The organism is Pseudomonas sp. C8002 (assembly GCF_013385765.1).
In the GTDB taxonomy this organism is placed as follows: Bacteria; Pseudomonadota; Gammaproteobacteria; order Pseudomonadales; family Pseudomonadaceae; genus Aquipseudomonas.
In genome coordinates this window covers 121049-148036 of record NZ_JACAPJ010000004.1, presented here as the reverse complement: position 1 = coordinate 148036, position 26988 = coordinate 121049, and the positions used below count along the sequence as shown (strand labels likewise).

Sequence of the window (26988 nt, the reverse complement as noted above, 5' to 3'; positions counted from 1 at the left end):
CTAATCCTTAAAAGTGGAATCATGAGCAAACAACTGAATATTGATCTGTTGCGCACTTTCCACGCGGTGGCCCGCTTCCAGCGATTCAACGAAGCGGCCAATCATGTGCATCGCAGTGCCTCGACGGTGACCACGCAGATCCAGAAGCTCGAAGACCAGGTCGGCCAACGCCTGTTCAGCCGCAGCAACCAGGGGGTTGAACTGACGATGTACGGCAAGAAACTCCTGGGCGAAACCACCGAATTCCTCAAGAGCCACGACCGCTTGCTGGCCTCCCTCACGCCGCAACGCATGCAGGGCAAGATTCGCCTGGGTTTGCCTGATTCTTACGCGCCAGACTTCATGCAGGAGTTCCTGCCCCGCCTGGTCGCCGACAATCCACTGCTGGAACTGGAGGTAGAAGCGCGCTCCAGTGGCGAACTGCTCACGCTGTTCGCCAGCAGGCAGCTGGACCTGGCCCTGATTGTCAGCGCCCAGCCGTTGGAACAAGGCGAGCGCCTGGGAGAAATCCAGCCGCTGTGGGTGGCCGCCGAACACTTCAGCTGCCCACCGCAGGCGCCACTGCCGATTGCCGTGCAACTGACAGGTTGCCCTTATCGCGCTGCAGCGATTCGAGCGCTGAAGGAGCACGGCACTTACTATCGGGTGCTGCTGGAAAGCGCGAGTTCGCCCGCTGTTGAAGCGTGTATCCGCAGTGGCATGGCGGTGGGGTTGGTGGAAGAAAGCCGCATGGGTAAGGGATTGACGCGCCAGATTGCTGGAGCTGAACTGCCGCCGCTGCCGCTGCATCACCTGTACCTGCTTGGCGACAGCAGCAACCTGTTGGCACTGCATCTGTATGAGCAGGTCAAGGCCGGCTTCAGCGTCTAGGGTGGTCCGAAACGCAACAGCACCGCATCGACAAATCGCCGCAGCTTGGCGGTGCGCTGGCGATTCGCGGTGTAGAGCAAATGCATCTGCCGACTTGGCGCCTCATAGTCCGGCAGCACTCGCACCAACTCACCGCTCTTGAGGGCCGAGCGCAAGAAATCCTCAGGCCCCAGCACAATCCCGAAACCATCCCGCGCGGCCGACATCAAGGCTCGGCTTTCATTCACGTGCAGGCGGCTGGCAACCTGGGCCTTGTGCAGGACGGCGCCTTGGTAGAACGACCATTCGCGATCAGCCGGGCGTGACCAGTAGGCGTATCCCAGGCACTCGTGGTGTTCAAGGTCAGCGGGCGTCAGCGGCGTGCCGCGCTCGGCCAGGTATTTGGGTGCCGCACAGACCACCAGACGGTAGGGCTGCAGCGGCCGGGCGGTGAGGCTGCTGTTCGCCAGCGGGCCGATACGGAACGCCACTTCGTAGCCCTCCTCCACCAGGTCGACAAACCGGTCGGTCAGGTGCAGGTCGATTTCCACCTCGGGGTTGTCGCGTAAAAATTCGGTCACCAGTGGCATCAGGCTGTAGGAGCCAAAAGTCACTGGGGCGCTGATCTTGAGCTTGCCCCGTGGTGTGTCATTCATGATCTGGGCGAGGGAGTCTGCGGCCTCTGCCTCTGTCAGGATATGTTTGCAGCGCTCGTAGTACGCGCTTCCCAACTCCGTCAGGCTTTGCCGGCGTGTGGTGCGGTTGAGCAGGCGTGCGCCCAGCCGCCGCTCCAGCGCCGCCACATGCTTGGCTACCATCTGCGGCGACATTCCCAGGCGTTCGGCAGCACGGGCGTAGGACCCCAGTTCGGCAGCCATCACAAAGGCACTCATGCTTGAAAGGCGGTCCATCATTCACAACTCCCAGTAACAACACCAAGACCAGAACGGCCATTTATCCTCATCCAGTAGCCAATCATCATAACGTCTCTCTCAACTCAGGAGCACCGACATGAAAATTGGCATTATCGGAGCAGGCTTTATCGGACGCGCCGTTGCGCAGTTGGCGTTGGCGGCCGGCCATGAAGTGATGTTGAGCAACTCCCGCGGCCCGCAGTCGATGAGCAGCGTGCTGAGTGGCATTCGTGGGGTTCAAGTGGGTACTGCGCAAGACGCCGCGCAATTTGGCGAACTGGTCCTGCTGGCGATTCCGTTCGAACATTACCGCAGCGTGCCGGCGCAGTGGCTGGAAGGCAAAACCGTGATGGATGCCAACAACTACTACCCGAACCGCGACGGCCATATTCCCGTGCTCGACCGCTTTGAAACCACCACCAGTCGGTTGGTGGCCGAGCACCTGTCGCAATCAAATGTGGTGAAAGTGTTCAACGCTATCCTGGCGCCGGACCTGACCCAGGATGCTCGCAGCCGCGGCGCACCCGACCGGCGCGCGCTCCCGGTCGCGGCGGATGACCCGGCAGCCAAGGCGCAAGTCATCGCCCTGCTGGACGAGATCGGCTTCGACGCAGTAGATGCCGGTGGGCTGGATGAGAGCTGGCGGTTTGAACGCGCCAAGCCGGCCTACTGCATACCTCTGGATAAAGAGGGACTGAAGGCAGCGTTGGCAGCTGCAGAGCGGCAGGTCGAAGTACCCGCTCATTGGTGACACCTGCAAAAAAGCCCGCTGACCGTCACCGGTTCAGCGGGCTTTTTACGTTGCGCAGGCCCTGAATCAGGACCTCACCAACGTCTTACAGCGCGAGGTCAGAAGCTGGCTTGCTCGGCTCAGCCGCAGGCTTTGCAGCCTCGGTGGCTTTCGGAGCAGTCAGCTGCGGAATCGCAGGTGGAGGCGTCAGCTGCAGAATGTTGGCGGTGTAGGCCCATTCTTTAGCCACAGCTTCAGGGCTGTCGTTCAGCTTGGTGCCGTAGCTAGGCACGATCTGGTGCAGCTTTTCCTGCCAGGCCGGGGAAGCAACCTGTTCCTTGAACACTTTCTGCAGCACGGTCAGCATGATCGGAGCCGCGGTGGACGCGCCTGGCGATGCACCCAACAGGCCGGCGATGGTGTTGTCGGCGGAGCTGACCACTTCGGTACCGAGTTTCAGGACGCCGCCCTGCTCTTCGTCACGCTTGATGATCTGCACACGCTGACCGGCCTGCCACAGGCGCCAGTCTTCTTTCTTGGCGTTCGGGAAGTACTCTTGCAGCGCCTTGAAGCGGTCGTCATCCGACAGCATCAGTTGGCCGGCGAGGTACTCGACCAGTGGGTATTCGCGGATACCGACTTTGGTCATTGGCCAGATGTTGTGGGTGGTGGTGCTGGTCAGCAGGTCCAGGTACGAGCCTTCTTTCAGGAACTTGGTCGAGAAGGTAGCGAATGGGCCAAACAGAATCACGCGCTTGCCATCCAGCACGCGGGTGTCCAGGTGCGGAACCGACATCGGCGGTGCGCCAACGGAAGCTTTACCGTAGGCCTTGGCCAGGTGCTGCTCGGCAATCGTTGGGTTATCGGTGACCAGGAACGAACCACCAACAGGGAAGCCCGCGTATTCCTTGGCTTCAGGAATGCCCGACTTCTGCAGCAGGTGCAGTGCACCGCCGCCCGCGCCGATGAACACGAACTTGGCGTCGGTTTCCGTCTTGGTGCCGTCTTTCAGGTTCTTGTAGCTGACACGCCAGGTGCCATCGGCGTTCTTGGTGATGTCCTGCACTTCGCTCGACAGTTTCAGGTCGAACTTCGGCGTAGTTTGCAGGTGAGCGACGAACTGGCGTGTGATCTCGCCGAAGTTCACGTCCGTACCGATCGGGGTCCAGGTGGCCGCGATTTTCTGGTTCGGGTCACGCCCTTCCATCATCAGCGGAACCCATTTGGCGATTTGCGCCGGGTCCTCGGAGTACTGCATGCCGGCGAACAGCGGGCTCGCCTGCAGCGCTTCGTAACGCTTCTTCAGGAACTTGATGTTGTCATCGCCCCACACGAAGCTCATGTGCGGAGTGGAGTTGATGAACGAACGCGGGTTCTTCAGGACGCCCTGCTGAACCTGCCAGGACCAGAACTGACGGGAGATCTGGAACGCTTCGTTGATCTCGACCGCTTTCGGGATCTCAACGTTGCCGTTCTTGTCTTCCGGGGTGTAGTTCAGCTCAGCCAAAGCCGAGTGACCGGTACCGGCGTTGTTCCAGCCGTTGGAGCTTTCTTCGGCCACGCCATCGAGGCGCTCGACCATCTCCATCGACCAATCCGGTTGCAGCTCATTGAGCCACACACCCAGGGTTGCACTCATGATGCCGCCGCCGATCAGCAGCACATCGACTTTCTTTGCCTCTTCCGCGTGAACGGAAGTGATCCCCATCGACAAAGCCAGCCCCAGCAGGGCAGTGTTTACTTTTTTAAACATCAGTAGCACCTATGATAAAACGCCATCCGCCCCACTGCCCCTGATCATGGGCAACCCTCAATCACGCTGCGCCAGGCAACGCACCGCGGGGTGTGCACATTCATTCGGGGACCGCAGGGTGGGCACACAAGGCCGACGTATCGACCTCACTTTTATGTCCCTTCTGCGCTGACTTCTTATCATTATTGGCTTCAGCTACCTGGGCGCCAGCTAACCACCGGGACGTATACGGGTGTACGTACTCGATAGAGGCTAGACCAAGATGGCGCGCAGAATATCACGCTCGGCGCCTTATATGGACTCAGCGGTCGGGCGGCCATCAGTTCGCCAGTTTTTAAGATCCGTCTCATGTGCCTCTAAAACACAGCATTGCACTATGGATTGGCTTACCTGACGGGTAGGCAGACAACCTTCCTTCTCTTAAAAGAGGCACTGCAATGCTGAACAAACTGAGCCAACTCACCCTCGCCTGCGGCGCTTGCTGGTTGCTGGCCGGCACCGCTCAGGCGGCGGACGGGCAGATCGAATTCACCGGTTCCGTCACCGATAACGCCTGCACCATCACCACCGGCGACGTGAACAAGTCGGTGACTCTGGACCCGGTGCGCATCGCTGACTTCGCGCCCACCGTGGGTTCGGTGCTCACCGATAAAGCCAAGCCGTTTTCCATCAGCCTGGACAACTGCAGCACCGCGACCCGTAAAAACGTCGCGATCACCTTCAGCGGCCAGCAAGACGCCAGCGACCCGACATTACTGGGCCTGACCGGTGAAAACCAGGTGCGCGGCATCGCGATCCAGATCACCGACTCCCGTAACGGCAACAAACTGCCACTGAACACGCCGACCGCCGATTACGACCTGCGTGCACAGTCCAATACCTTCGACTTTACCGCTGCCTACGTGCGCACCGTCGCCGACACCACCACCGGTGAAGGCGACGACGCGGTGACCACCTCCGGCATCAGCACCGGTCAGGTGCACGCGCTGGCCAGCTTCGACGTTACCTACAAGTAATTGCTCGTCAACACCGTGGGCCAGGCGTTCGCGCGCCGGCCCGCGGGCTTCCGGAGGTCCCCCTGTCATGCGTTTGAAAGTCTATCTTCTGCTCGCCCTGCTGCCGCTCTGGCACAGCGCCGCCAACGCCGCCGTCACCGTCGGCGCCACGCGACTGATCTACGACGGCGCTTCCAACGAAGCCAACCTGAGCGTCAGCAACCGCGACGACACCTCGCCTTACCTCGTGCAGTCCTGGGTCAGCCACTTCGGCAGTGGCAACGAGGAAAGCGTCGATAACTTTATCGTCACGCCGCCGCTGTTCCGGCTGGATGCCGACAAGGAAAATATCCTGCGCATCATTTTTACCGGTGGCCCAGAAGTGCCCCAGGACCGCGAAAGCCTGTTCCTGATGAACGTCAAGGCAATCCCGGCCATGAGCGACGATCAAAAAGGCAAGAACGTGCTGCAGATCGCGCTCAAGACCACGATCAAACTGTTCTACCGCCCGGCCGGCCTCAAAGGTTCGCTCAAGGACGCGGTGGCGCAAGTGAACTGGAAGGCCCAAGCGGGTGCATTGGCCGTCAATAACGCCTCCAAGCTGCACGTGGTGGTCAGCGAACTGAAGCTCAACGGCCTGCCGATCACCCAGGCGCCGGATGTGCTGCGCCCAGGCGAAGCGCGTGAGCTGCCGATCCAGGCAAAGGCCGGCGATGAAGTGCAACTGAGCTACATCGATGACTACGGCAGCATCGTGACCGCCCCCGTCATCCGCATTCACTGATACCCCCGCGACAACCCGGAACGCCTTTTCAGGAACGACCATGCTCCGTTCATTCCCAGTCATGCGCCGTTGCGCCGTGAAGGCTTTCGGCTGCCCGCTCGTGGCCGCCGCCTTGCACCTGGCCCCCGCACACGCCGGCTACGAGTTCGATGCGTCGTTTCTCGAAATCGGCGGCGGGCAGAGTTCGGCCGCTGTGAAACAACAGGTCAGCGCCATGAGCGACGGCCAGTTGCCGGGGATTTACCGGGTGGATATCCAGCTCAACCAGCGCTCGATCGAACAGCGTGATGTGCGTTTCATCCGCGCCACCGGCACCCAGGAACGCTCGAGCACCGGCCTGTTCCCCTGCCTGGATGTCGAGTTCTTCCGCGCCCAGGGCGTGGCCGACACGGCCCTGCAAAACCGCACCGACGCCGACCCCACCTGCATTGCGTTCGATCAGGGCCTGGCCGGCGTGAGCTACGACTACGACTTCAACCGCCAGATCCTGTCGATTGAAATCCCACAGGCCTACCTGGGCAGCATCCCTTTTGAAGTGCGCCGTCGGCAATGGAGTAACGGCGAACAGGTGGCCTTCACCAACTACAGCTTCACCGGCAGCACCGTGGAGTCCGATACCGGCCGCCGCCAGGACCAGTTCGGCAGCCTGAGGAGCGGCGTGAATGCCGGGGCCTGGCGCCTGCGCAATTTTTCGACCTGGCAAAAAGGCAGCACCACGCCCGGGCGCTGGGAGTCGCTGGAAACCTACGCCCAGCGCGACATGGGCAATATGATGGCGATCGCCACCCTGGGCGATTCCACCACCGAAGGCGACCTGTTTGACGCGATCCCCTATCGCGGGCTGGGCATCGCCTCTGATCTGGACATGCTGCCCGACCAGGCCCGCGAATTCGCCCCGGTGATTCGCGGCATTGCCAATGGCCGCTCGCGGGTGATCATCCGCCAGCGCGGCTATGTGATCCATGAGCAATGGGTGCCGTCGGGGCCGTTCGCCTTGACCGACCTGTACCCCACCGCCAGCAATGGCGACATCGAAGTCACCGTGGAAGGCCCGGACGGCCAGCGCCAGGTCTACACCCAGTCGTTCTCGTCGGTGCCCTACATGCTGCGCGAAGGCCAGCAAAGCTATTCGGTATTCGCCGGCCAATACCGCCCGGCGCAATCGTCCTTTGTGCAGCAAACCCCAACATTTATCCAGGCCTCCCTACGACGCGGTTTGAGCGGCAGCACCACGCTGTTTGGCGGCAGCCTGCTGAGTAATCAATACAACGCCGGCCTGCTGGGTTTTGCCCACGACTTTGCCGGCTTTGGCGCGATCTCGGTGGACGTGACCCACGCCCGCAGCGACGCCGTGGGCCGGGAGAAAACCACGTCCAGCGGCCAGTCGTTTCGCTTTCGCTATTCCAAGTCCCTGGCGGCCACCGACACCAACTTCAGCCTGATCGGCTACCGCTACTCCACCGGCGGCTACTACTCGTTCAACGAAGCGCTGAACAGCCGCAGCACCGAGCAAACCCTGGACACGTACCGCAGCGGCCACATGAAAAGCAACTTCACCGCCAACGTGTCGCAGCAATTGGGCGGCTACGGCGGGGTCTATGCCAACGTGTCGAAAACCGCCTACTGGGACAAGAGCAAGGCCGACACCTCGATCCAATTGGGATACAGCGCGAGCGTCGGGGACATTTCCTACTCCCTTGGGCTGGGCCTGAACAAAGGCGCCAACAGCGACGACCGCAGCCTGTCCCTGAGCATCAGCATGCCCCTGGGCGGCACGCGCAGCCAGAGCGTTACGGCCAACATGAACCAGAGCGCGCGGGGCTCGGCATCACGCACCGCGACCCTGAGCGGCAACGCGTTCGAGGACGATACGCTGGCCTACAGCGCGGGTGTGTCGCAGCAAGTCAGCGGCGCGCAACGCCAGACCGGCGGCACCTTCGCCGCGCAATACGACGCGCCCAACGCGATTGTGCGCGGTGCCTATAACGAGACCACCGGCAGCCGCCAACTGGACATGGGCGTCGAAGGTTCGGTGGTGGCGTATGGCAGCAACCTGATGTTCAGCCAGCCATTGGGCGAAACCAATGTGATCGTCGCCACACCGGGCGCCGCCGACGTGGGCATCAGCAACAAGCGCGGTGTGCGCACCAACAGCAATGGCTACACCGTGGTGCCGCAGGCCCTGCCCTATCGCAAAAACCGCGTGTCGCTGGACACCCAGTCGATGCCGTCTGACGTCGACATCGCCGAGCCGGTGCAGGAAGTCACGCCAAACCGCGGCGCGTTTGTACTGGCCGACTTCGACACCCGGCGCGGCCAACGCATCCTGTTTCGCATCAGCGACCCCCTTGGCGAAGCAGCGCCGTTTGCCGCCCGCGCCGAATTGTTTGCCCCGGATGGCCGCGCCCTCGGCAACACCCTGGTGGCCGACAAAGGCCGCGCGTTCCTGACCGGCGTGCCGCCCGAGGCGCGGTTGTTGGTCAGCGTCGACGGCCAGCCGTGGTGCAGCCGTGAATTGAAGCTGGACGAAACAGCGCCTGCCGACGGCGGCATCACCCAAATGAATATTCAATGTGAGCGCGCGGCCGGTGGGTCGGGTGCCAAGGATTCCTGACATGATCGTTAAAGCAACACATAAGGTGCGTGGACGGCTGATGCTTGCGCTGTTGTGCGCAGTATTGAGCTGCCTTTCACAACAGGCGCAAGCGTTGGTCGAAGGGAATCTCAACTGCACAGTGCCAGGCGTTCCGAGCGGCGGCTACACGTTTACACCGGGCCAGGCGATCAGGATCGTCTTCGAGGGCACGTGCACCGTTCGCCGCGCATTCCCCTATTCAGCCGGTTTAAATACGCGAATCAACTACATGAGCGGCCCGAATCAAGCCCCGTTGAGATGGTCCGACCCGTATAACAACATCTATTTATACGATCTGAATATCGGCCAATACAGCCGCAATTGCCTGGGCGGCTACTGCCGGCCTCTACCCCTTAATACTGTGGTGCCTTACCGCTACATTCTGGTGGGCACAGCACCCCAAACTGCAGGCACACGTTGGATAGGGGTGTTGCTGGGCGTTACCTCGGAAAACTGGCTGGGTTATGGCGAGTGGTTTCTTAACACAGGGTTTTCATACACCGTAGTCCCGCCTGCCTGCAGCCTGAGTTCACCCGGCAGCGTCAACCTGCGCTTCGGCTCTATCAGCAACAGCGACCTCAATAACCAGATGCAGTCGACCACAGTGTCAATTAAATGCTCGGCGCAGATGCGAGCCAACGTCTACCTGCTTCCAAACCAGACGGTAGTCAGCCCTACTACCGGTGTGACGCGCACCTCGCTGGCAGGTTTGAACATGCAGGCGCTGTGGACCGACACCCTGAACCCGGTGAACTTCACTACCCCGCGCTTTATGCAGTTACGCGTGGGCAGCAATGACGTAAACCTGAGCTTCAAGCCACAACTGGCGGCCGGGCAATCACCGACGGGTGCGTTTCAGAGCCAATACACGCTGAACATCGACTATCAATGAGGGCCTTGCCATGAAAACTCCACTGCTCGCCCTGATGCTGCTCAGCAGCACCGCTCACGCTGCCGACGTGGTGAATATCACCGTCAGCGGCACCCTCACCCGCCCACCGTGCGTATTGAGTACCGGCACAACCCTGACCGCCGCATTTGGCGACGTGCGTACTGACCAGGTGGCGACCACCGGCACTGTGGAAGTGCCGGTGCGCTTGAAGTGCTCGTCGGGTTCTTCGCTAAATGTCAGCTTCACGTCCAATAACGGCACCTACACCTCCACCGTGGCCAAGACCACGGCGGACAACCTCGGTGTGTCGTTGCTGTGGGCGGACAACACGGCGGCAAACCTCAATGGCACCGTCAAGAAATACACCAACCTCAGCGGCGACGTGGATATCAGCCTCAAGGCGCAACTGGTCGAACGCGGCACGCTGGCGCCGGGCGCGTTCACCTCGTCGATGGTCATGACCCTCAATTACCTATGAAAGCGCTCGCCTGGATGCTGCTGGCCGTAGCCAGCACCGCCCTTGCGCAAGCGGCGGAAGAAGCGCAGATCGACGTCAGCGGCAAGCTGACCGCACCGCCGTGCACCGCAAGGTTTCCGAGTACGCAACAGGTGGACCTGGGCAAGGTCAACCTCAACCAGTTGGCCGACGGCAGCACCGTCGCCATCGATGTGCCGCTGGTCTTCGACTGTCAGGCGGGCGCTCAGGTCGAGCTGAGTTTGTCGGCGGGCATGGCCCGGGCCCTCACCGTCAGCCCGGTGCTGCTCACCAATCTCCCATCCCTGGGGTTGCAGGTGCAATTGCGTGACAAGACCGACAAGCCGGGGATCGGCCTGGGCCAAACCGGCACCTGGCCGGTAGAAGACGAACCGTTGGCGCTGACCCTGCGCGTCAAGCCCGTGTCCCTGGGCGAGCTGCCCGAGGCGGGTAGCTACAAAGCCACCCTGTTGATGCAGATGACGTACCGCTGATTACTGAAACTGCCGGGCTTCGATGCAATAGGTCAGCAGCGCCTGGTCACTGTCCACCTCCAGCTTGCGCATGGCCGAAATCTTCTGCGCGCTGACGGTCTTGTTGCTGCGGCTCAACTGCCGCGCGATATCGCTCACGCTCATGCCCGTCACGAATAAACGCAGCACTTCCATCTCCCGTGGCGACAGGCTCTGGAAGCGCGCCTGCACCTGGGTCACATTGGCCAAGACCGAAGTCGCGGCGGGCTCCGGTGCGCGGTAACTGCGCTGGGCACTGATCGCGCCGAGGGCCTTTTCGATCTCGCCGTGCAGGTGGTTCTTCTGGATCACCCCGGCCACACCCAATTCCTGCAAGCGGGTGAGAATCAGGCTGTTGGAAATCATGGTCAGCACCAGCACCTGGGTCGCGGGAAAGTGACGCAGGATGTACTCGATCAGCTTCAACCCATCGCCATAGGTGTCGTCACCCGGCATGTTGAAATCGGTGATCAGGACTTGCGGCCGGTGCTTGCGCAACTGCTCGATCAGTTGACTGGAACTGACCGCCTCGCCCACCAGGCTGTAGCGTGAATCACGCTGCACAATTTCGCGCACGCCCACCAGTACGATCGGGTGGTCATCGGCGATCACAACGTTCATTTCTCGCATTCTTTATCTTCCTTGTAATGGGCTTTCATCAAGTTTGCGACTCTGCCAGCAAGCACTGCGCAACCGCTGTAAGCCGTGCGCACACGCCTCGAATCTGCGTGGTGGCGTATGTATCCAGCGGTGCGTCGTACAGGGTGTTCTCCCATGCCTGACAAGCGCTGGACAGTTCCCCGGCACGCACACTGGCCAGCGCGCCGTTGAGGCTGTGCAAACGCTCACGTACGAGGGTGGCATCGCCGGCCGTCAGGCCTTGTTCGATCTGCTGCACATCCACCAGCAACGTGTCGGCCATCAGTTGGCGCATGGCCGGGGAAAGCTCGATCCAGCCTTCGCGGTCCCGGTCCACCTGCACCACCGGCAAGGCCGTGGCTCGCCGGCAGTGCGCCATTAACGCCTGGCGCAGCATGCTCAGGCTCAGCGGTTTGACCACCCACGCGTTCATGCCCACCGCCAGGCAACGCTCGCCCTCCTCGCGCAGGGCATTGGCGGTGACGCCGATGATCGGCACCTGGACGCCTTGTTCACGCAACGCGCGGGCCAGGTCGTAGCCGTTGAGGCGCGGCATATTGATGTCGGTGATCACCAGGTCGAACGGCTGCGAACCCCAGATTTGCAGCGCATGCTCGCCGTCACGCGCTACGGTGGGGTGGGCGCCAAGGGCCTCGAGCTGTTCTTGCAGCACGGCCTGGCTGACCGGGTTGTCTTCGGCGACCAGCACGCGCACGTTCAGGCACGGTGCGTCCAGGCACGGCGGCATCGGCGGTTGTTCCGCAGAGGGCAGGGTTTCCTGAAGCACCGGCAAGGTGATGAACAGCGAAAAACTGCTGCCCAACCCTGGCTCGCTGACCACGCGCATGCTGCCGCCCATCAACTCACTCAAGCGCGAGCAGATAGACAGGCCCAGGCCGGCGCCATTGCCGTCCTGGTCGCCCGCTACCTGATAAAACGGCTTGAACAACTGGTCCAGCGCCTTTTCCGGAATGCCCACGCCGGTGTCAGTGACCTGCCATTGCAGGGTCACTTTATCGTCAAGTAGTTGCTGCACCATCAGGCGCAAACGCACGCGCCCGGAGTCGGTGAACTTGATCGCGTTGCCCAGCAGGTTATGCAGGACCTGCCGGATGCGGCCAGCATCGCCAAGCAGTTGCGGCGGTAGCAGCGGGTCGATCTCGGCATCGATCTGCAAGCCTTTATTGCGCGCGGTCGCGCTGAACGCCAACACCGATTCCGCCACCAACTGGCCCGGGCTGAACGGCGCCGCTTCCACGGCCATTTGCCCGGATTCGATTTTCGATACATCCAGTACGTTGCTGATCAACTGGAACAGCACAGTGGACGAACCCTGGATAATTTCCAGGTAGTGGCGCTGGCGCTCGCTCATGTCGGTCAGGGCCATCAGTTCCAGATTGCCGAGCACGCCGTACAGCGGGGTGCGGATTTCATGGCTCATGGTTGCCAGGAACACGGTTTTGGCCTCGTTGGCTTCGGTGGCTTCCTGGCGCGCCTGGGTCAGCAACTGGGCCTCGTCCACGTGTCGGGTGATGTCGTTGCAGCCGCAGAGGAACACGTCCTCACCTTCGTACCGCGCCGCCACCACCACGACCTGCAAGTACCGCCCCTCCACCGCCAGGCACATCTCGCCGGGGGTATCCGGGCCATCGTTGGCCTTGAGCACGTCGAGCAGCGGTGCGGTGCCCTGCAATTGCAGCGCGCGCTGGTTTTCCAGGAGTAACTGGTGATCGCTGCGGCGCACTACGCACAATCCCACCGGGGCGTTGTGCAGCATGATGCGGTTGAATGCCTCGCTCTCGAACAGACGCTCCTGCGCGCGTTGCGCCGGGCTGACGATGCGGGTCTTGTACCAATGGTTGATCCACCAGCCCAGCAGCACGGCCGCCAGAAACGTCAGGCCAAGGCCCAGCAGCGGCCATTTGGCGTAGCGCAGGAAATCCTGATAGCTGATGGCGTACAGGCCGGTCCAGTGCTCTCCACCCTCGCTGAGCATCTTGAAGCGCAAACCCTGGCTGTTGAAGCTCAGGCCCAGGGGCGCCATGTGTTCATCGCCGAGGCTGCCGAGCAACACGTCGCCCTGGGGCGAGATCAGGGTGAACTGGTTGTAGACCGACAGTTGCAGTACTCGCTCGATTTCGTCGACCTGCGAGGTGTCCACCACCGCCGCCAGCGTGAGCAGGCCCTGAGGCTGATTGGCCGGCAATACGGCGGCAGGCGCGTCGAGGCCGATCATCGCGACCACGCTGCGGCTGTTCTGGTACAACTGCGGCGGCGCACGCATCCAGCGCACGCGGCTGTCGGTCAGCAGGAGGCTTTGGCTCTGTTGCAGTTGCTGCAAGCGGCTCACCACGTCGCGGTACTGCTCGCGCAACAATGGCTGGTGCTGGCGCAAGCCGCCCACGCCGGGCACGGCCAGGCTGGCGACGGCATTGGGGGTGAACACGAACAGCTGCGGCGAGGCGTAAAACGAGCTGGCCCAGTAGCCGCCGTAGTAGTCAGTCAGTTGCACGCCAAACGCCAGTGCCCGGCGCGTGTCATCCGCCGAGAACGTCTCGGCGTGGGACAAGGTGAAGGGTAGCGACATCGCAAACCCCTTGGCCTGCAACACCACCTGCCCGCCTTCGTGCTGCAACTCCACCACCGAGGTCGACTGCACGGCCGGCAGCGGCGGCGCGTTGCTGAGGCTGTAGCCACTGGCCACGTTGCGCAGGAACGCCTCGTGCTCATGGATGATCTCCACCACGCGGGCGAAGTGGAACTCGACCTTTTCCTGTTCAGCGTCGAGCAACCGCGACACCGCCCAATAGCAACTGCTGGACAGCAACAAGGCGAGCCCCGTGAGCAATAACAGGGCTTTGTTCAAGCGTTGAGAGCTTTGCGCCAGCTTGTCCAGGCGCAGACTTGCATGTTTCATCGTCAGTACCGCAGAAGCCTGAATCAGGATATGGGGCCTATGCTTGATCCCGGCATTGGCCAATAACGCCCGGCTGACCGGGCGACCCTTCCTTCGGGCTTCTTGACTGTGTGACCCTGGCCACTCACATAAGTGCTGGCGCAGGGCCATCCTCGATTAACAGGGCGCTGAATTTTTCCGCCGCCACGGCATGGGAGATCAGGAAACCCTGCACCTGATCGCAGCGGATACGCCGCAACATCGCCAGCTCCGCCTGGGTCTCGGCGCCCTCGGCGATGGTGGTCAGCCCGAGTTTGCGGCCCAGCTCGACAATGCTTTGCAAGGCCGACGCCAGGCTTTCGTTCTCGGCACAGCCATGCACCAGTGACCGGTCGATCTTGACCTCGTTGAACGGCGTCGACACCAGGTTGAAGTAGGAACTGAACCCCTTGCCGAAGTCATCCTGCGCCAACCCAAAGCCCATCATGCGCAAGCGACATGCTCCAGCGTAGTAGTTACTGGGCAGCCGTGTGGTGGAGCTTTCCATCAATTCGAAGGTAATTTGCCGGGGTTCGGCGTCGCGGCTTTGCACCTGGGCAAGCAGGCGGTCGACCAGGTCGCTCTGGTCGAGCAAATGCGTGGGCAGGTTGATCGACACCGGCAGCCGGTAACCGAGTTGCGCCCACTGGGCCTGGGCGATGAGGGTTTGGCCGAGAATGCAGGTGAGCAAGCGGGTTTCCAGGTCAAGGCGCTCGATGTCGTCAAGAAACGCGCCGGGCATCAATAACCCTTCCACCGGGTGCACCCAGCGTGCCAGGGCTTCGGCGCCCACGATGCGCCCGTCATGCAGGGATTTTTTCGGCTGGAACCACGCCTGGATTTCACCATTGGCCAAGGCGCGCTCAAGGTTCTCCCGGGCATGGCTGACACCCCGGTGGCAACACGGCGTGCGCGCCTGCTCGGCGAGTTTGTCGAGGCAATCGCGCAGGGTGCGCACCTCGCGTTCGCGCACCGGCTTGGAGATTAGCCCGGCGACGGTCAGGCCGAGGTTCCCGGCCACCTGCCCGGCGCCCACCAACATGCGCCGCGACGCCACGCTCATCAGCGCCAGCGCAGGCGGCGCGTGCATGCGGGCCAAGTGCTGGATCAGTTGCACACCGTCCATCCCCGGCATCATCAAGTCGCTGAGCAGCAGATCGTAGCGCTGTCGGGCCAGGCGTTGCAGCGCGGTGGCGCCATCCCAGACCACATCGACGTCAAACCCGCCGATGGCCTGGAAGACGTTGATCAAGTACTCATGCTGGAAAGGATGGTCTTCCACGATGAGTACGCGATAGGCGCTCAAAGCACCCTCCTCTGATAGCGATGCAGGCACTGGTAGAGGGCGCGCAGGGTGAACGGCTTGACCAGGCAATGATCCATGCCAGCGTTCAGGCAGCGCTCGGCTTCGTCGAGCATCGCGTTGGCGGTGGCCCCGATGATCGGCAGTGAGCAACCCAGGCGACGCAGTTGTTCGGTGAGTTCATAGCCGTTCATGCGTGGCATGTTGACGTCGGTGAGAATCATGTCGAACGCGGTATCACCCCACAATGACAGCGCTTCAATGCCGTCGCCGGCCAGCACCACGCTGCAGCCGAGCTCTTCCAACTGGTCGCGCAGGATCAACTGGTTGATCAGGTTGTCTTCGGCCACCAGCAGGCGCAGGTTGAGGCTGAACTCGGTGGGCTTCTCGCTGATCCTCGGCGACAACAACTCTTCGCTGCCCTGGGCGCGGCTGACCGCGCGGTTGAGCGCCTGCAGGTTGTTCAGGCCGATCTGCCAGGGATAAGCGCCATGCTCGTCGACCGCGGCCATCACCCGCGGCCCGGACCAATGCAGCAACTGGTCGGGCTCGGTCGGGCCCGGATACAGCTCGACCAGCACCGCGCCGGGATCGGCCTCGGCAGACTCCGGCGCACCGAGCTGCGCCCGCGCGCCCCAGCGGCGCAACCAGCCGCCGACACTTTCTGCCAGCTCACGCACCGGCGACACCACATACACCCGCTCGCCGAGCAGCGGTTGCGCCCAAGGAGCCCGGTCGTCGTTGACTTGCTCCAGCGGCAAGGTGAAGGAAAAGCTGCTGCCCAGGCCTGGCTCGCTGACCACCCGCAAGGTGCCGTTCATCAAGTGCATCAGGCGCTTGCAGATCGACAAACCCAGGCCGCTGCCGGCGACTACATTCGCATTGCCGCTGGCCTGGAAGAACGGCTCGAACAGGTACCGCTGGTCTTCCTCGGCGATGCCCTTGCCGGTGTCGACTACCTGCCACTGCAACATCGTGCGCTCGCCTTCACGGCTTTCCAGGCGCAGACGCAAGACAATCCGGCCGCTTTCGGTGAATTTCAGCGCGTTGTTCAGCAGGTTATTCAGGATCTGGCGGATGCGTGTGACATCCCCGCTCACGTGGTCGGGCAACTGCGGGTCGAGGCAGGCGAACAACTGCAGGCCCTTGCTTTGGGCGGCGCCTGCGTAGCCCTGGATCACTTCCTGCACCAACTCGATCGGTGAGAACGTGCTGAACTCTAGGGACAGTTGTCCCGCTTCGATTTTCGACACGTCCAGCACATCGCAGATCATTTGCAGCAAGTTCGCCGACGAGCCCTCGATGGCATTCAGGTAGCCACGCTGCTGGCTGTTAAGGTCGGTGCGCGCAAGCAATTCCAGGGTGCCCAGCACGCCATACAATGGCGTGCGGATTTCATGGCTCATGGTTGCCAGGAACAGGGTCTTGGCCTCATTCGCCGCGTCCGCCAGCGTGCGCGCCTGCTGCAGGGCCAACTCCACCTGCTTGCGTTCGGTGATGTCGCTGAAGGCGCAGATCAGCACCTCCTCACGCTGGTAACGGGTTGGCGCGAAACTCAGGTACAGGTGACGACCGTCGGCCATTTGCAGCTCGTCGGTGCTGCTTTGTTCCGACTCATCGAACGCGCGGCGAATCCAGCCGTGACACAGTTGCTGGCGCTCGTGGCCGTTGCCCAGCCATTGCCGGGACAGGGGGTTTTCCAGCACTACCTCGCCGTCGCTGCGGCGCAGCACGCACAAGGCCACTGGCGCGATGCGAATCACCGCACTGCTGAATGCCTCACTCTCCACCAGCGCTTCGATGCGATTGGCTGCCGGGATAATCAAACGCTGATCGATGCGCCGCACCAACCGCACCATCAACAAGCTGGCCGCTGCGCACAACAGCAGGCACAGCAGCAACGGCATGGCCAGGCTGGGCAACAGTGAACTCAGCTCCAGGCTGTAGACGATCTGCCACTGGGAGTAACCCAGGTGCTTGCGAATGGCCAAGCGATCCGGCAGCCAGCGGCTGCCTTCCCAACCAAAGCTGGCCGTGGCGTGATACTGGCGCAGCACCTGCGCAGCCGACGGTTGATGAGGCGTGCTGCTGAAAATCAGCTGCCCGGCGCCGTCAAGCAACATAAAGTCCCCGGCTTTTTCATGCTGCAGGGCGTTGATCAGGTCCGGGCCGTCCACCTCCAGCCCGAGCCAACCCGACGTGGGGCTACGGTCATCGAGGCGGGTGAAGATGTATAGCGGTGAATCCAGGCGGCTCTGCTCAGTCAGCCACAACTCATCGCTGACCGAGACCTTGCCGGTGTCCACCGCCATCAACCGCTGCAATACCGGCTGCGGCACATTCTCCGGGGCCGCCCCAACGGTAAACAGGCGCTCCACCACCGGCTCGGCGCGCTGCGCGACGTAGATCAGGTTGACCTGGTTGACCTGCAGGTAATCAAGCAGGCGCCTAGTCAGCCAAAGGCTCCAGATATTGCCCGCCTCGCCCAAGGTGATGTGCAACTCTTCGGCCGGCACATTATTGAGGTTGCCCACGGGTGGCGTGACATGACGAACCGTCGACAGGCCGAGGCTTTTGAGCAGCGTCTGGCGGCTGACAAAAAAACTCTGCGCATCGGAAATCGCCTCATTCATATAACTGCGCCGTAGCGAAATTTCCTCATTCAACGCCGCACGCAAGTAGCTGTAGGCACCCACATACACGCCGAGCACCAATGCCAGGGCAAACAGCCGCAACAACTTGCGCGCGGCCTTGGGCGTCGAAAAAGAAGAGTCGAGTGGTTGCAGGAAATGTTTGAGCTTCATCGCCAAAAGAGTAAGCGTGGCGAGAGGGTAGTTGAATAAGACGGATCTCAAAGCCCCGCACTGCTTGCGCCGATGGAACTCTCGCGCAACACGCTGTTCTAGACACCTTCGTCGCTGCTTGCGTAGCATCGGCGGCTGTCCTTCGTGCACTTCATCAAACAGAGTTACCCATGACTATCCAGCAAACACCCGGGCACGTGCTGCCCGCGCGCAGCGCCGCCAAAATGGAAGCGGCCATGGCCGTGGGCGCGTTCGCTATCGGCACCGGCGAATTCGCCATCATGGGCCTGATGCCCGACATCGCCCGCAACCTCAATCTCAGCGAACCGCAAGTGGGCCACGCCATCAGCGCCTATGCGCTGGGCGTGATGGTCGGCGCCCCGCTGCTGGCGATCCTCGGCGCCAAGTTGCTGCGTAAACACATGCTGCTATTGCTGATGGGCCTTTATGCCCTGGGCAACCTCGCCACGGCGTTTACCCCGACCTTCGGTTCGCTGGTGGCCTTCCGCTTTATCAGCGGCCTGCCCCACGGCGCCTACTTCGGCATCGCCGCCGTGGTCGCCTCCAGCATGGTGCCCAACGACAAACGTGCTGGCGCCGTCGCCCGCGTGATGATGGGCTTGACCCTGGCCATGCTGCTCGGCAACCCCATCGCGACCTTCCTCGGTCAACACTTGGGCTGGCGCTCGGCGTTCGCGCTGGTCAGTGCTATCGCCCTGTGCACCATCGCGCTGGTCTGGCAATTCGTACCGGACCGCCACGACGAACCCCGCAGCGACCCGCGCAAAGAACTGCGCGCCTTCACCAAACCGCAGGTGTGGATGGCGCTGTCCATTGGTGCTATTGGTTTTGCCGGGATGTTTTGCGTGTTCAGCTACCTGGCGCCGACCATGCTCGAAGTGACGAAAGTCTCGCCGCAGTGGATTCCCTTCGGTCTGGCCGCGTTTGGCGTAGGCGGCATCATCGGCAACATCGCCGGCGGCAAGCTGTTTGATCGCCTGCAATTTCGCGCAGTGGGCTGGATTATGGTGTGGTCGATGGCCGTGCTGATTTTCTTCACCTTCGCCGCGAGTTCGCTGTGGGGCGTACTGCTGGGTATTGGCCTGGTCGGCACCATGATCGCCATGGCCGCGCCGCTGCAAATCCGCTTGATGGACATTGCGCATGAGGCACCGAGCCTGGTGGCGGCGTCCAACCACGCGGCGTTCAACCTGGCGAATGCGCTGGGGCCGTGGTTCGGTGGGATGGCGATTACGGCGGGGTATGGGTGGACCAGCACGGGCTACATTGGCGCGGCTACGGCGCTGGTAGGCTTGGGTATCTACCTGATCGCCCGACGTATGAAAGGCGGTCACTAAAGCCCTCCCACGATCCAATGTGGGAGCGGGCTTGCTCGCGAAAGCGGTGGGTCAGTCACTGAGTAAATGACTGCCCCACCCGCTCACTCAGTCATCATGCATCAACCCCGAACCATACTCCCCGTAACTGCTCCCCAGCGCGTTGCCGCCAAAATTCATCTTGGCGGCCTTGCTGGGGCTGTGGTCGCCAAACGCCTGGCATCCCCCTGAAAAACACGGGTCGCTACTCACGTCCGACGACCCCGTCGAACAAGCGGCCAGCAGCAACGTGCCAGCGATCATCACGACTTTGACGAGATTGGAGATCATTTTTCAGTTCCCTTTGGGCTGGAGGCGTATAGGTCCACTCTTAAGGAGGATCGTAGACCTCAAAAGCGCAGGGAATTATGAAACTTCGCAGGATGACAGGATGGGTTCAGGTTGCCGCCTTGAGGTAAGGCGGCAGGGTTCGGCGTCAGGCGGTGGCCGTGCTGCCTAAAGGCGCGACTTGCTCCAAGGCTCGGTCAACGAGTAGACCACTCAGGTCGATTAGCTGCTGGATGCCCAGGACGATAGCGCGATGGGGTTCATCGAGGTCGAAAGCCAGGGTTGCAGCCATTTGGTTGGCGGATTCCAGGTTTTCGGCGGCGTTGGCTAGAAGGGTTTCGGTGTCTATGTTGGGGCTTACGAGGAATAGATTGCTGCTTGGTTGCTCGGCGGGTACGTCGTTATCGGATGACGGCAAGTAATGATGGATGGCACGCTGGGCCGCCGCTTGAAGCTTGGCGTCAGTGGGTGCGGCATTTGGGGCATGAGGCGGGTTCGGTGTGATTTTGTACATGGCGAAGCTCCTTTAGCGTTTAAGGAACTGCCGATCTCACTTCCACATGAGGGTGGCAGCTGTACGCAGGTGTGGAAGACCAGGGCTAAAGGACCCAGCGCACCGAAGTGCCCCGCGCACAGCCGCCATAAGCAATCATACAGACGTAAAAAAACGCCGGTAGGTGTTTATGAGCGATTGAGCGCCTTCAGCTTGGTCGGACTTCCACATCCGGCCGCTAGATTGGTAGCGGCTTGAGGAGGTTAGCTATGGGGGGTCTGAAGGGCAAGCCGATAAAAGCGTAGGAGTTTTCTCAAAGAACAATGTCGATCAAATCAAAATACGTAGTTACAAGAACAACACCAAACAATATAAATCCAGCGAAGCGATATTAAAAAGCATCTACAACTTTCTTCAACTCCTCCAATAGCATTACAGACAACCCGAAACTTTTTAAGTCAGTAGACTTTAGCCAAGAAGAAAAGGGGGACAGATTTATTTAATATTGATCTAGCCTCGCACGATCAACCCCAGCCCCTCCAACCCATTCTTGATAAACTGCTTACCCTTCGCAATCTCCATCCCAGATCCCAATGCCCTCAGACATAGCGCCACCGCAAGCCCTGTCCCATCGGTTCAGCGTTGCACCCATGATGGATTGCACCTACCTTAAGCCCAGCCTTTGTAAATGAAGGCTTGTGGGGATCCATCGGTTTCTGCGTACCAATTCTGTACCATCATCCACAGATCTTCCTTGCCATTATCCTAACCCCCTCTAGAATCCAGAACTCAATCGATAAAAACTGGACGTCTCTATGCGCATCGCTGTCAGGCTCGTGTTATTCGCAGCTTTCGTCGCCTGTGTAATCTGGGCGCTTATGAAGCCTGGTTTTGACTCCGTGACCGCTGTCATTGTGTCGCTTGGTAGTTTGCTAGCTGCGTTCATTACGGAAAAGAAACCAGAGGCTACCCAATCGCAAAGGGTTGGTGCGAATTCGAAAGGCATCCAAGCTGGCCGTGACGTGAATATCAGCAAATGAGGTCCGGCATGTTTGGAGACAACCAAAAGCAGGCCGTAGGAACCGGCTCAGTCGCCGTTCAGGCGGGGAATGACGTCAATATTACTCAAAACGGCCTTTCCTACTCTGAGGTACGCGATGTGGCGCTCGATGTTTTTCGAGCAAATTTCTTCCAATTGGCTGGGCCTGCCATGGAAACTGCAAAAGCTCGCGCTGAAGAAATCACGGAAGATTTTCTAAAAAAACTCCAGAAGGAAAATCCTGACGGTTTTGGTAAGGGTCAGGACCCGGACTTTCAGCATGCACTTTTTACGGTGCAACGCGAATACGCGAGAAACGGTGATAAAGATCTCGGAGACCTTTTAGTAGACCTGCTGGTCGATAGAAGCAAGCAAGAACAGAGAGACATTCTTCAAATTGTTCTAAATGAGTCTTTGTCAACGGCACCAAAACTTACCGATTCGCAATTAGCGGTGCTGGCAACGATATTTTTCTTTAGATACACACAAAACCAGGGGATTGGCAATCATGAAATGCTTGGTAAGAACTTCGACCAGCATGTATTACCTTTCTCGACAAAACTAATCAATAATTCTGCCTGTTATCAACACTTACAATTTACAGGCTGCGGCACCCCTATTATGGGCACCATCACGATTGAAGCCATACTTGACCAAACCTACCCAGGATTATTTTTAAAAGGTTTTGGTAGTAGCGAAGTTGAAAAAAAGAAAATCTCAATTGGACATGATGCTCGATTCTTCATGAATTGTCTAAATGACCAAAAAAAACTACAAGTGCGCGCAAACAATCTTGATATGCTCGATAAGAATTTTAAAACGCACAGCATTAGCGAAGATGACCAAGTAAAAATACGCGAGCTGTTTTTAACAGAAAAAATGAGTCATGATGAAATACGAGAGAAATGTGTATCGATCAGACCATATATGGCATCTGTATTTGAACTATGGGCCAACTGCGAAATTAATTCATTCTCTCTATCAAGCGTCGGAATGGCCATCGGTCACGCGAACATAAAACGATTAACCGGTGAATTTGCAAGCCTTTCTATTTGGATAAACTAACGACTAAAGGAACTGCCTTACGGTTTACGATATATTTCGCGGGCCCTTAATCTATGTTTATTGCCATCGTTCCATTCATTTTAACCAGATCACCCCCCCGTACCACTTCTGTATGAATATCGGGGGTCAGACCAGGATATCTGACGTACTGGCCTGCCTCAAATACCGAAAAATTCCACACGGATCAATGTGCAACGCGAGGTCGTGAGAAGCCCAATAAATAAAAGAATCGCTGAGATTGACATACAAAAGCGACAAAGAAGGCCTTATTGGCCTAACCATAAATTCTGTATCTGTTTAAAAATGGATAATTCATGGCTAACAAAAAAATATTGACCATTGGACTTTCACTGGCGGATGACGAAACTGAATTTTGTGATTTCGACTCTGACATTTCTCTTTTGGACTGGGACATAATCCTTTTTAAACCAGACATCAGGGATTACATCTATAAGCGCGAGAGCACTTTCGAAGGAAAACCGTGCTTATCGGATGATCAATCATTTAAATTAAAATCCCAGTCTGAGCACTGGCGAAAAGAAATAAAAGCAGCCATTGAGCACGGAAAATTAGTATTAGTATTCTTAAGTGATTTGACTCCAGTAAGTATTGCAACAGGGGAAAAGAGGTATTCCGGGACCGGTAGAAATCAAAAAACCACAAGGATCGTGACAGGCTACGACAACTATCAGTCAATACCATTAACCCTAAAGCCAAGAACTTCCAAGGGAAAAGAAATAAAACCTTCTGAAAAAAACTTTGAATGCATATCTTCATATTGGCAAGAATTCTCAAAAGTATCTTCATACAAAACCATTATTGAAGGGGAACTGACGCCGTGCCTGCTAACCCGACATGGGGACAAAGTGGTAGGAACTATTAATAGGTCAAAAAACTCTAACGGTGCGTTGCTCTGCCTCCCTGACATTGATTTCTATGCTGAGTCTTTTATAGTGGGTGACGAGGACGAGGAAAATGAAGGTGAGTGGACAGCAGAAGCAAAGCAGTTTGCATCCAGGATGATAAAATCAATTATTTCAATAGAAAAATCCCTACGATCTTCCTCCGAATTAACTCCTGAGCCTGACTGGGCAAGAGATCTCAAATACAAATTAAACCAAGAAAAATCAGCATCTCAAAAGCTCCTAAAAATCGAAAAAAACCTTGAAATTGTTCAAGCTCAAAAAGAAGCAATAATCGACGAAGTAAAAGATCTAGGAAGACTTAGAAATCTTTTATTCGAGAAAGGCAAGCCATTAGAATTTGCAATTTTAGACGCCCTAAAAATAATCGGCTTCGAAGTATCACAATTTGATAACGGCGAATCTGAATTCGATGCCGTTTTTGAATCAAAGGAAGGTAGACTAATTGGCGAGGCCGAAGGCAAAGACAACAAACCAGTAAATATTGACAAGCTACGGCAGCTCGCGATGAATATACATGAAGATCTTGAGCGAGATGAAGTCAACGACCCAGCTAAACCCGTATTATTTGGCAACCCATATAGATTGCAACCCATTAATACGAGGCCAGAACCATTCACAACAAAATGCATTTCTGCTGCAACTACAAGCTCAACAGCCCTAGTATTCACGCCTGACCTGTTCCTTATTGCTAAGTATTTGAAAGACAAGCGCGACTCACGATATGCAACAAAGTGCCGAAAAGCCATATTAACTTCTGTTGGACAAGTTAAATTTCCCGCTGTGCCAAATGAGGAAAACATAGAAAGCGAACAACCAAAGAGTGATAGCGCATAAAGCAATACCTCAAGGGACAAACCCAACCTCCACAGATTTGTGCTCAGTAAACTCCGCCGCCATCAGATCTTGCCGGTCGAAAATGCATCGTAGCTACGGACCGGCACTTTCTTCACACCAATCTCACATAGCACTCGCTTTTCCTAATATAAGAATTTCACATGCCCGATCACCAGGCGATCGCCGTGCTCTTACACCTGTCGCGCCAACCCGACATTATCAACAAATGCCAAATCTGAGGTTGCATGCATGAGCGTGCGTGCATGTGGAAGCGACGGAATAACGGTTGCATACAACTGAAATGGTCTGCCAGACCTACGCACCTGAGCATTTTCATGTTGACCCATGGGAAAGGAGGGAAAGGGGACAGATTTATTTAATATTGATCTAGTCTCGCACGATCAACCCCAGCCCCTCCAACCCATTCCTGATAAACTGCTTACCCTTCGCAATCTCCATCCCAGATCCCAATGCCCTCAGACATAGCGCCACCGCAAGCCCTGTCCCGTCGCTTCTCCGTTGCTCCGATGATGGATTGGACGGACAGACACTGCCGCTTCTTCCTGCGCCTGCTGTCCAAAAACGCCCTCCTCTACACCGAGATGGTCACCACCGGCGCAATCCTCCACGGCGACCATGAACGCTTCCTGCGCCACAACGAGGCCGAGCATCCACTCGCCTTGCAGTTGGGCGGTAGCGTCCCCGCGGACCTGGCCGCTTGCGCCCGCATGGCCCAGGACGCCGGTTACGACGAGGTGAACCTCAACGTCGGCTGCCCCAGCGACCGGGTGCAAAACAACATGATCGGCGCGATCCTGATGGCCCACCCGGCCTTGGTGGCGGATTGCGTTAAGGCAATGCAGGACGCCGTCTCGATCCCGGTAACGGTTAAGCACCGCATCGGCATCAACGGCCGGGACAGTTACGCCGAGCTGTGCGATTTCGTTGGCCAGGTGAAGGACGCGGGCTGCACCAGTTTTACCGTGCATGCGCGAATCGCCATTCTGGAAGGGCTGTCACCGAAGGAAAATCGGGACATCCCGCCATTGCGCTACGACGTTGCCGCCCAGTTGAAGCAGGATTTCCCTGAACTGGAGATCATCCTCAACGGCGGCATCAAGACCCTCGAACAGTGCCAGGAGCATCTGCAGACCTTCGATGGCGTGATGCTGGGCCGCGAGGCTTATCACAATCCGTATCTGTTGGCCGAGGTGGATCAGCAGCTGTTTGGCAGCACTGCACCTGTGATCACCCGCGCCGAGGCGTTGGCGCAGTTGCGTCCCTATATAGCCGAACACCTGGCGACAGGTGGCGCGATGCATCACATCACGCGCCACGCACTGGGGCTGGGGACGGGTTTCCCGGGGGCGCGGAAGTTTCGGCAGTTATTGTCGGTGGATATTCATAAGGCCAGTGATCCGCTGGCGTTGCTGGATAAGGCCGGGGAGTTGTTGGAGGGGCGGTGATTTGGGTGTCAGTGGGTTTATTGGGTGGCTGACACGACGCCTTCGCGAGCAAGCCCGCTCCCACATTTGGATGGGGGGATGTCAGGAAGATGGGGTGGTCATCGGGCAGTTGGGTTGAACCTGCTGGCTGTTTTGGCCTCCTATTGAGCATTGGCCGGTGATTCAAACGGCTGTTTTCAGGTTGTTGCCCTCGCAAACGATCGAATGCATTTGCGCCCTTGAGCGGCTGTCAGCGCTCGGGTAATGTCATCAGACCCACAGGACAGAGCACGCCCATGACTTCCAAGCTGGAACAACTCAAGCAATTCACCACTGTAGTAGCCGATACCGGCGATTTTTCTACCCTCGCCAAGCTCAAGCCGCAAGACGCCACTACCAACCCTTCCCTGCTGCTCAAGGCCGCGTCGATCCCAGGCTATGCCAAGCTGCTGGATGAGGCTGTTGCCGACTGCAACGGCGATGTAGGCCTGGCCAGCGACCGTTTTGCGGTAGCCGTCGGCCAGGAAATCCTGAAAGTGGTGCCCGGCCGCATTTCCACCGAGGTGGATGCCCGCTTGTCGTTCGATACCGACGCGGTACTCAAGCGCGCCCATCGCCTGATCGACCTGTACGACAAGGCCGGCATTGGCCGTGACCGCGTGCTGATCAAGATCGCTTCCACCTGGGAAGGCATCCGCGCCGCCGAGCAGCTGGAAAAGGAAGGCATCCAGACCAACCTGACGCTGCTGTTCTCCTTCGCCCAGGCCGTGGCTTGCGCCGAAGCCGGCGTGTTCCTGATTTCGCCGTTCGTGGGCCGTATCTACGACTGGTACAAGAAGGCCAACGGTAACGATTACACCGGCTCCGAGGATCCGGGCGTGCAGTCGGTGACGCGCATCTACAACTACTACAAGGCCAATGGCTACAAGACCGTGGTAATGGGTGCAAGCTTCCGTAACCTGAGCCAGATCGAAGAGCTGGCTGGTTGTGACCGCCTGACCATCAGCCCGGACCTGCTGGAAAAACTCGCAGCCGACAACGGTAAGCTGGAACGCAAATTGTCGCCAGGCCATGCGGGCGAAGCTCGTGTGCACTTGACCGAAGCGCAGTTCCGTTGGGAATCCAACGAAGATGCGATGGCCACCGAGAAACTGGCCGAGGGCATTCGTCAGTTCGCCCGCGACCAGGAAAAACTCGAAGCGCTGTTGACCGCCAAGCTCTAAAAACGGCGGCGACAAAAAGGGCGGCACCTGTGAGGGTGCCGCCCTTTTTTTGTATTAGCCGATTTCGAGCCGAACTCAG

The 26988-nt window shown here is 58.8% G+C and carries 22 protein-coding genes; 14 read left to right on the top strand and 8 right to left on the bottom strand.

From position 1 onward, the window contains the following. The first annotated feature begins 21 nt into the window (after nt 1-21). Complete coding sequence (locus HX814_RS06040; RefSeq protein ID WP_134325972.1) at nt 22-870, top strand: LysR substrate-binding domain-containing protein; 849 nt, start codon at nt 22-24, stop codon at nt 868-870. Here the strand turns inward: HX814_RS06040 and HX814_RS06035 are convergent. Continuing rightward, entirely contained in the window at nt 867-1763 is an 897-nt protein-coding gene (locus tag HX814_RS06035; protein ID WP_173883044.1) for a LysR family transcriptional regulator, read from the bottom strand. The genes HX814_RS06040 and HX814_RS06035 overlap by 4 nt on opposite strands. Nucleotides 1764-1860: 97 nt before the next feature. Between HX814_RS06035 and HX814_RS06030 the strand changes: the two genes are divergently transcribed. Further along, nucleotides 1861-2514, top strand: coding sequence for an NADPH-dependent F420 reductase (locus HX814_RS06030; protein ID WP_008437644.1), 654 nt, complete (start codon nt 1861-1863; stop codon nt 2512-2514). Nucleotides 2515-2599: 85 nt separating this feature from the next. Here HX814_RS06030 and mqo read toward each other — a convergent pair whose 3' ends face one another. Then, nucleotides 2600-4246: a malate dehydrogenase (quinone) gene (mqo, locus tag HX814_RS06025; RefSeq protein WP_003218888.1), complete on the bottom strand. Its 1647-nt coding sequence runs from the start codon at nt 4244-4246 to the stop codon at nt 2600-2602. A 437-nt stretch (nt 4247-4683) separates the two neighbouring features. Here mqo and HX814_RS06020 point away from each other — a divergent pair, with 437 nt between their 5' ends. From HX814_RS06020 to HX814_RS05995, 6 genes are all read left to right on the top strand, one after another. Next, nucleotides 4684-5262: a fimbrial protein gene (locus HX814_RS06020; protein WP_003218890.1), complete on the top strand. Its 579-nt coding sequence runs from the start codon at nt 4684-4686 to the stop codon at nt 5260-5262. Between the two features lie 67 nt (nt 5263-5329). Then, nucleotides 5330-6025: a molecular chaperone gene (locus tag HX814_RS06015; protein WP_003218892.1), complete on the top strand. Its 696-nt coding sequence runs from the start codon at nt 5330-5332 to the stop codon at nt 6023-6025. Between the two features lie 40 nt (nt 6026-6065). Beyond that, nucleotides 6066-8639, top strand: coding sequence for a fimbria/pilus outer membrane usher protein (locus HX814_RS06010; protein WP_177008105.1), 2574 nt, complete (start codon nt 6066-6068; stop codon nt 8637-8639). A gap of 1 nt (nt 8640) precedes the next feature. Then, complete coding sequence (locus tag HX814_RS06005; protein ID WP_236260813.1) at nt 8641-9552, top strand: fimbrial protein; 912 nt, start codon at nt 8641-8643, stop codon at nt 9550-9552. 10 nt (nt 9553-9562) lie between these two features. Further along, a complete protein-coding gene (locus HX814_RS06000; RefSeq protein WP_003218898.1) occupies nt 9563-10030 on the top strand; it encodes a fimbrial protein in 468 nt (155 codons plus the stop codon). Then, nucleotides 10027-10521, top strand: coding sequence for a fimbrial protein (locus HX814_RS05995; protein ID WP_177008106.1), 495 nt, complete (start codon nt 10027-10029; stop codon nt 10519-10521). Before HX814_RS06000 ends, HX814_RS05995 begins: the two co-directional genes overlap by 4 nt. Here HX814_RS05995 and HX814_RS05990 read toward each other — a convergent pair whose 3' ends face one another. The 4 genes from HX814_RS05990 to HX814_RS05975 all read right to left on the bottom strand — a co-directional run bounded on the left by HX814_RS05990 (nt 10522) and on the right by HX814_RS05975 (nt 18220). Then, entirely contained in the window at nt 10522-11169 is a 648-nt protein-coding gene (locus tag HX814_RS05990) for a response regulator (RefSeq protein ID WP_017477281.1), read from the bottom strand. 28 nt (nt 11170-11197) lie between these two features. Further along, on the bottom strand, nt 11198-14095 hold the full coding sequence (locus tag HX814_RS05985) for an ATP-binding protein (RefSeq protein ID WP_177008107.1): 2898 nt from the start codon (nt 14093-14095) through the stop codon (nt 11198-11200). 124 nt (nt 14096-14219) lie between these two features. Continuing rightward, nucleotides 14220-15419, bottom strand: coding sequence for an EAL domain-containing protein (locus tag HX814_RS05980; RefSeq protein ID WP_102368407.1), 1200 nt, complete (start codon nt 15417-15419; stop codon nt 14220-14222). Next, on the bottom strand, nt 15416-18220 hold the full coding sequence (locus HX814_RS05975; RefSeq protein ID WP_177008108.1) for an ATP-binding protein: 2805 nt from the start codon (nt 18218-18220) through the stop codon (nt 15416-15418). Before HX814_RS05975 ends, HX814_RS05980 begins: the two co-directional genes overlap by 4 nt. A gap of 170 nt (nt 18221-18390) precedes the next feature. Here HX814_RS05975 and HX814_RS05970 point away from each other — a divergent pair, with 170 nt between their 5' ends. Further along, nucleotides 18391-19578, top strand: coding sequence for an MFS transporter (locus tag HX814_RS05970; RefSeq protein ID WP_177008109.1), 1188 nt, complete (start codon nt 18391-18393; stop codon nt 19576-19578). A gap of 87 nt (nt 19579-19665) precedes the next feature. Here HX814_RS05970 and HX814_RS05965 read toward each other — a convergent pair whose 3' ends face one another. Further along, nucleotides 19666-19887, bottom strand: coding sequence for a hypothetical protein (locus HX814_RS05965; protein WP_008437632.1), 222 nt, complete (start codon nt 19885-19887; stop codon nt 19666-19668). Between the two features lie 145 nt (nt 19888-20032). After that, complete coding sequence (locus HX814_RS05960) at nt 20033-20398, bottom strand: DUF6124 family protein (RefSeq protein WP_177008110.1); 366 nt, start codon at nt 20396-20398, stop codon at nt 20033-20035. Nucleotides 20399-21192: 794 nt separating this feature from the next. Between HX814_RS05960 and HX814_RS05955 the strand changes: the two genes are divergently transcribed. The 5 genes from HX814_RS05955 (at nt 21193) to tal (ending at nt 26909) form a co-directional block, all read left to right on the top strand. Then, nucleotides 21193-21417 (top strand): hypothetical protein, encoded by a 225-nt coding sequence (locus tag HX814_RS05955; RefSeq protein ID WP_177008111.1) that lies wholly within the window; start codon nt 21193-21195, stop codon nt 21415-21417. An 8-nt stretch (nt 21418-21425) separates the two neighbouring features. Beyond that, nucleotides 21426-22481, top strand: coding sequence for an LPO_1073/Vpar_1526 family protein (locus HX814_RS05950; protein ID WP_177008112.1), 1056 nt, complete (start codon nt 21426-21428; stop codon nt 22479-22481). A gap of 314 nt (nt 22482-22795) precedes the next feature. Next, complete coding sequence (locus HX814_RS05945) at nt 22796-24241, top strand: hypothetical protein (protein ID WP_177015384.1); 1446 nt, start codon at nt 22796-22798, stop codon at nt 24239-24241. A 470-nt stretch (nt 24242-24711) separates the two neighbouring features. After that, nucleotides 24712-25707, top strand: coding sequence for a tRNA dihydrouridine(20/20a) synthase DusA (dusA, locus tag HX814_RS05940; RefSeq protein ID WP_177008114.1), 996 nt, complete (start codon nt 24712-24714; stop codon nt 25705-25707). A 275-nt stretch (nt 25708-25982) separates the two neighbouring features. Then, complete coding sequence (gene tal, locus HX814_RS05935; RefSeq protein ID WP_008437618.1) at nt 25983-26909, top strand: transaldolase; 927 nt, start codon at nt 25983-25985, stop codon at nt 26907-26909. The last annotated feature ends 79 nt before the right edge of the window (nt 26910-26988 follow it).

Excerpts from the sequence above, each read along its gene's own strand:
- HX814_RS06040 (WP_134325972.1), top strand. The coding sequence starts at position 22 with ATGAGCAAACAACTGAATATTGATCTGTTGCGCACTTTCCACGCGGTG.
- HX814_RS06035 (WP_173883044.1), bottom strand. The coding sequence starts at position 1,763 with ATGATGGACCGCCTTTCAAGCATGAGTGCCTTTGTGATGGCTGCCGAA.
- HX814_RS06030 (WP_008437644.1), top strand. The coding sequence starts at position 1,861 with ATGAAAATTGGCATTATCGGAGCAGGCTTTATCGGACGCGCCGTTGCG.
- mqo (WP_003218888.1), bottom strand. The coding sequence starts at position 4,246 with ATGTTTAAAAAAGTAAACACTGCCCTGCTGGGGCTGGCTTTGTCGATG.
- HX814_RS06020 (WP_003218890.1), top strand. The coding sequence starts at position 4,684 with ATGCTGAACAAACTGAGCCAACTCACCCTCGCCTGCGGCGCTTGCTGG.
- HX814_RS06015 (WP_003218892.1), top strand. The coding sequence starts at position 5,330 with ATGCGTTTGAAAGTCTATCTTCTGCTCGCCCTGCTGCCGCTCTGGCAC.
- HX814_RS06010 (WP_177008105.1), top strand. The coding sequence starts at position 6,066 with ATGCTCCGTTCATTCCCAGTCATGCGCCGTTGCGCCGTGAAGGCTTTC.
- HX814_RS06005 (WP_236260813.1), top strand. The coding sequence starts at position 8,641 with ATGATCGTTAAAGCAACACATAAGGTGCGTGGACGGCTGATGCTTGCG.
- HX814_RS06000 (WP_003218898.1), top strand. The coding sequence starts at position 9,563 with ATGAAAACTCCACTGCTCGCCCTGATGCTGCTCAGCAGCACCGCTCAC.
- HX814_RS05995 (WP_177008106.1), top strand. The coding sequence starts at position 10,027 with ATGAAAGCGCTCGCCTGGATGCTGCTGGCCGTAGCCAGCACCGCCCTT.
- HX814_RS05990 (WP_017477281.1), bottom strand. The coding sequence starts at position 11,169 with ATGCGAGAAATGAACGTTGTGATCGCCGATGACCACCCGATCGTACTG.
- HX814_RS05985 (WP_177008107.1), bottom strand. The coding sequence starts at position 14,095 with ATGAAACATGCAAGTCTGCGCCTGGACAAGCTGGCGCAAAGCTCTCAA.
- HX814_RS05975 (WP_177008108.1), bottom strand. The coding sequence starts at position 18,220 with ATGAAGCTCAAACATTTCCTGCAACCACTCGACTCTTCTTTTTCGACG.
- HX814_RS05970 (WP_177008109.1), top strand. The coding sequence starts at position 18,391 with ATGACTATCCAGCAAACACCCGGGCACGTGCTGCCCGCGCGCAGCGCC.
- HX814_RS05965 (WP_008437632.1), bottom strand. The coding sequence starts at position 19,887 with ATGATCTCCAATCTCGTCAAAGTCGTGATGATCGCTGGCACGTTGCTG.
- HX814_RS05960 (WP_177008110.1), bottom strand. The coding sequence starts at position 20,398 with ATGTACAAAATCACACCGAACCCGCCTCATGCCCCAAATGCCGCACCC.
- HX814_RS05955 (WP_177008111.1), top strand. The coding sequence starts at position 21,193 with ATGCGCATCGCTGTCAGGCTCGTGTTATTCGCAGCTTTCGTCGCCTGT.
- HX814_RS05950 (WP_177008112.1), top strand. The coding sequence starts at position 21,426 with ATGTTTGGAGACAACCAAAAGCAGGCCGTAGGAACCGGCTCAGTCGCC.
- HX814_RS05945 (WP_177015384.1), top strand. The coding sequence starts at position 22,796 with ATGGCTAACAAAAAAATATTGACCATTGGACTTTCACTGGCGGATGAC.
- dusA (WP_177008114.1), top strand. The coding sequence starts at position 24,712 with ATGCCCTCAGACATAGCGCCACCGCAAGCCCTGTCCCGTCGCTTCTCC.
- tal (WP_008437618.1), top strand. The coding sequence starts at position 25,983 with ATGACTTCCAAGCTGGAACAACTCAAGCAATTCACCACTGTAGTAGCC.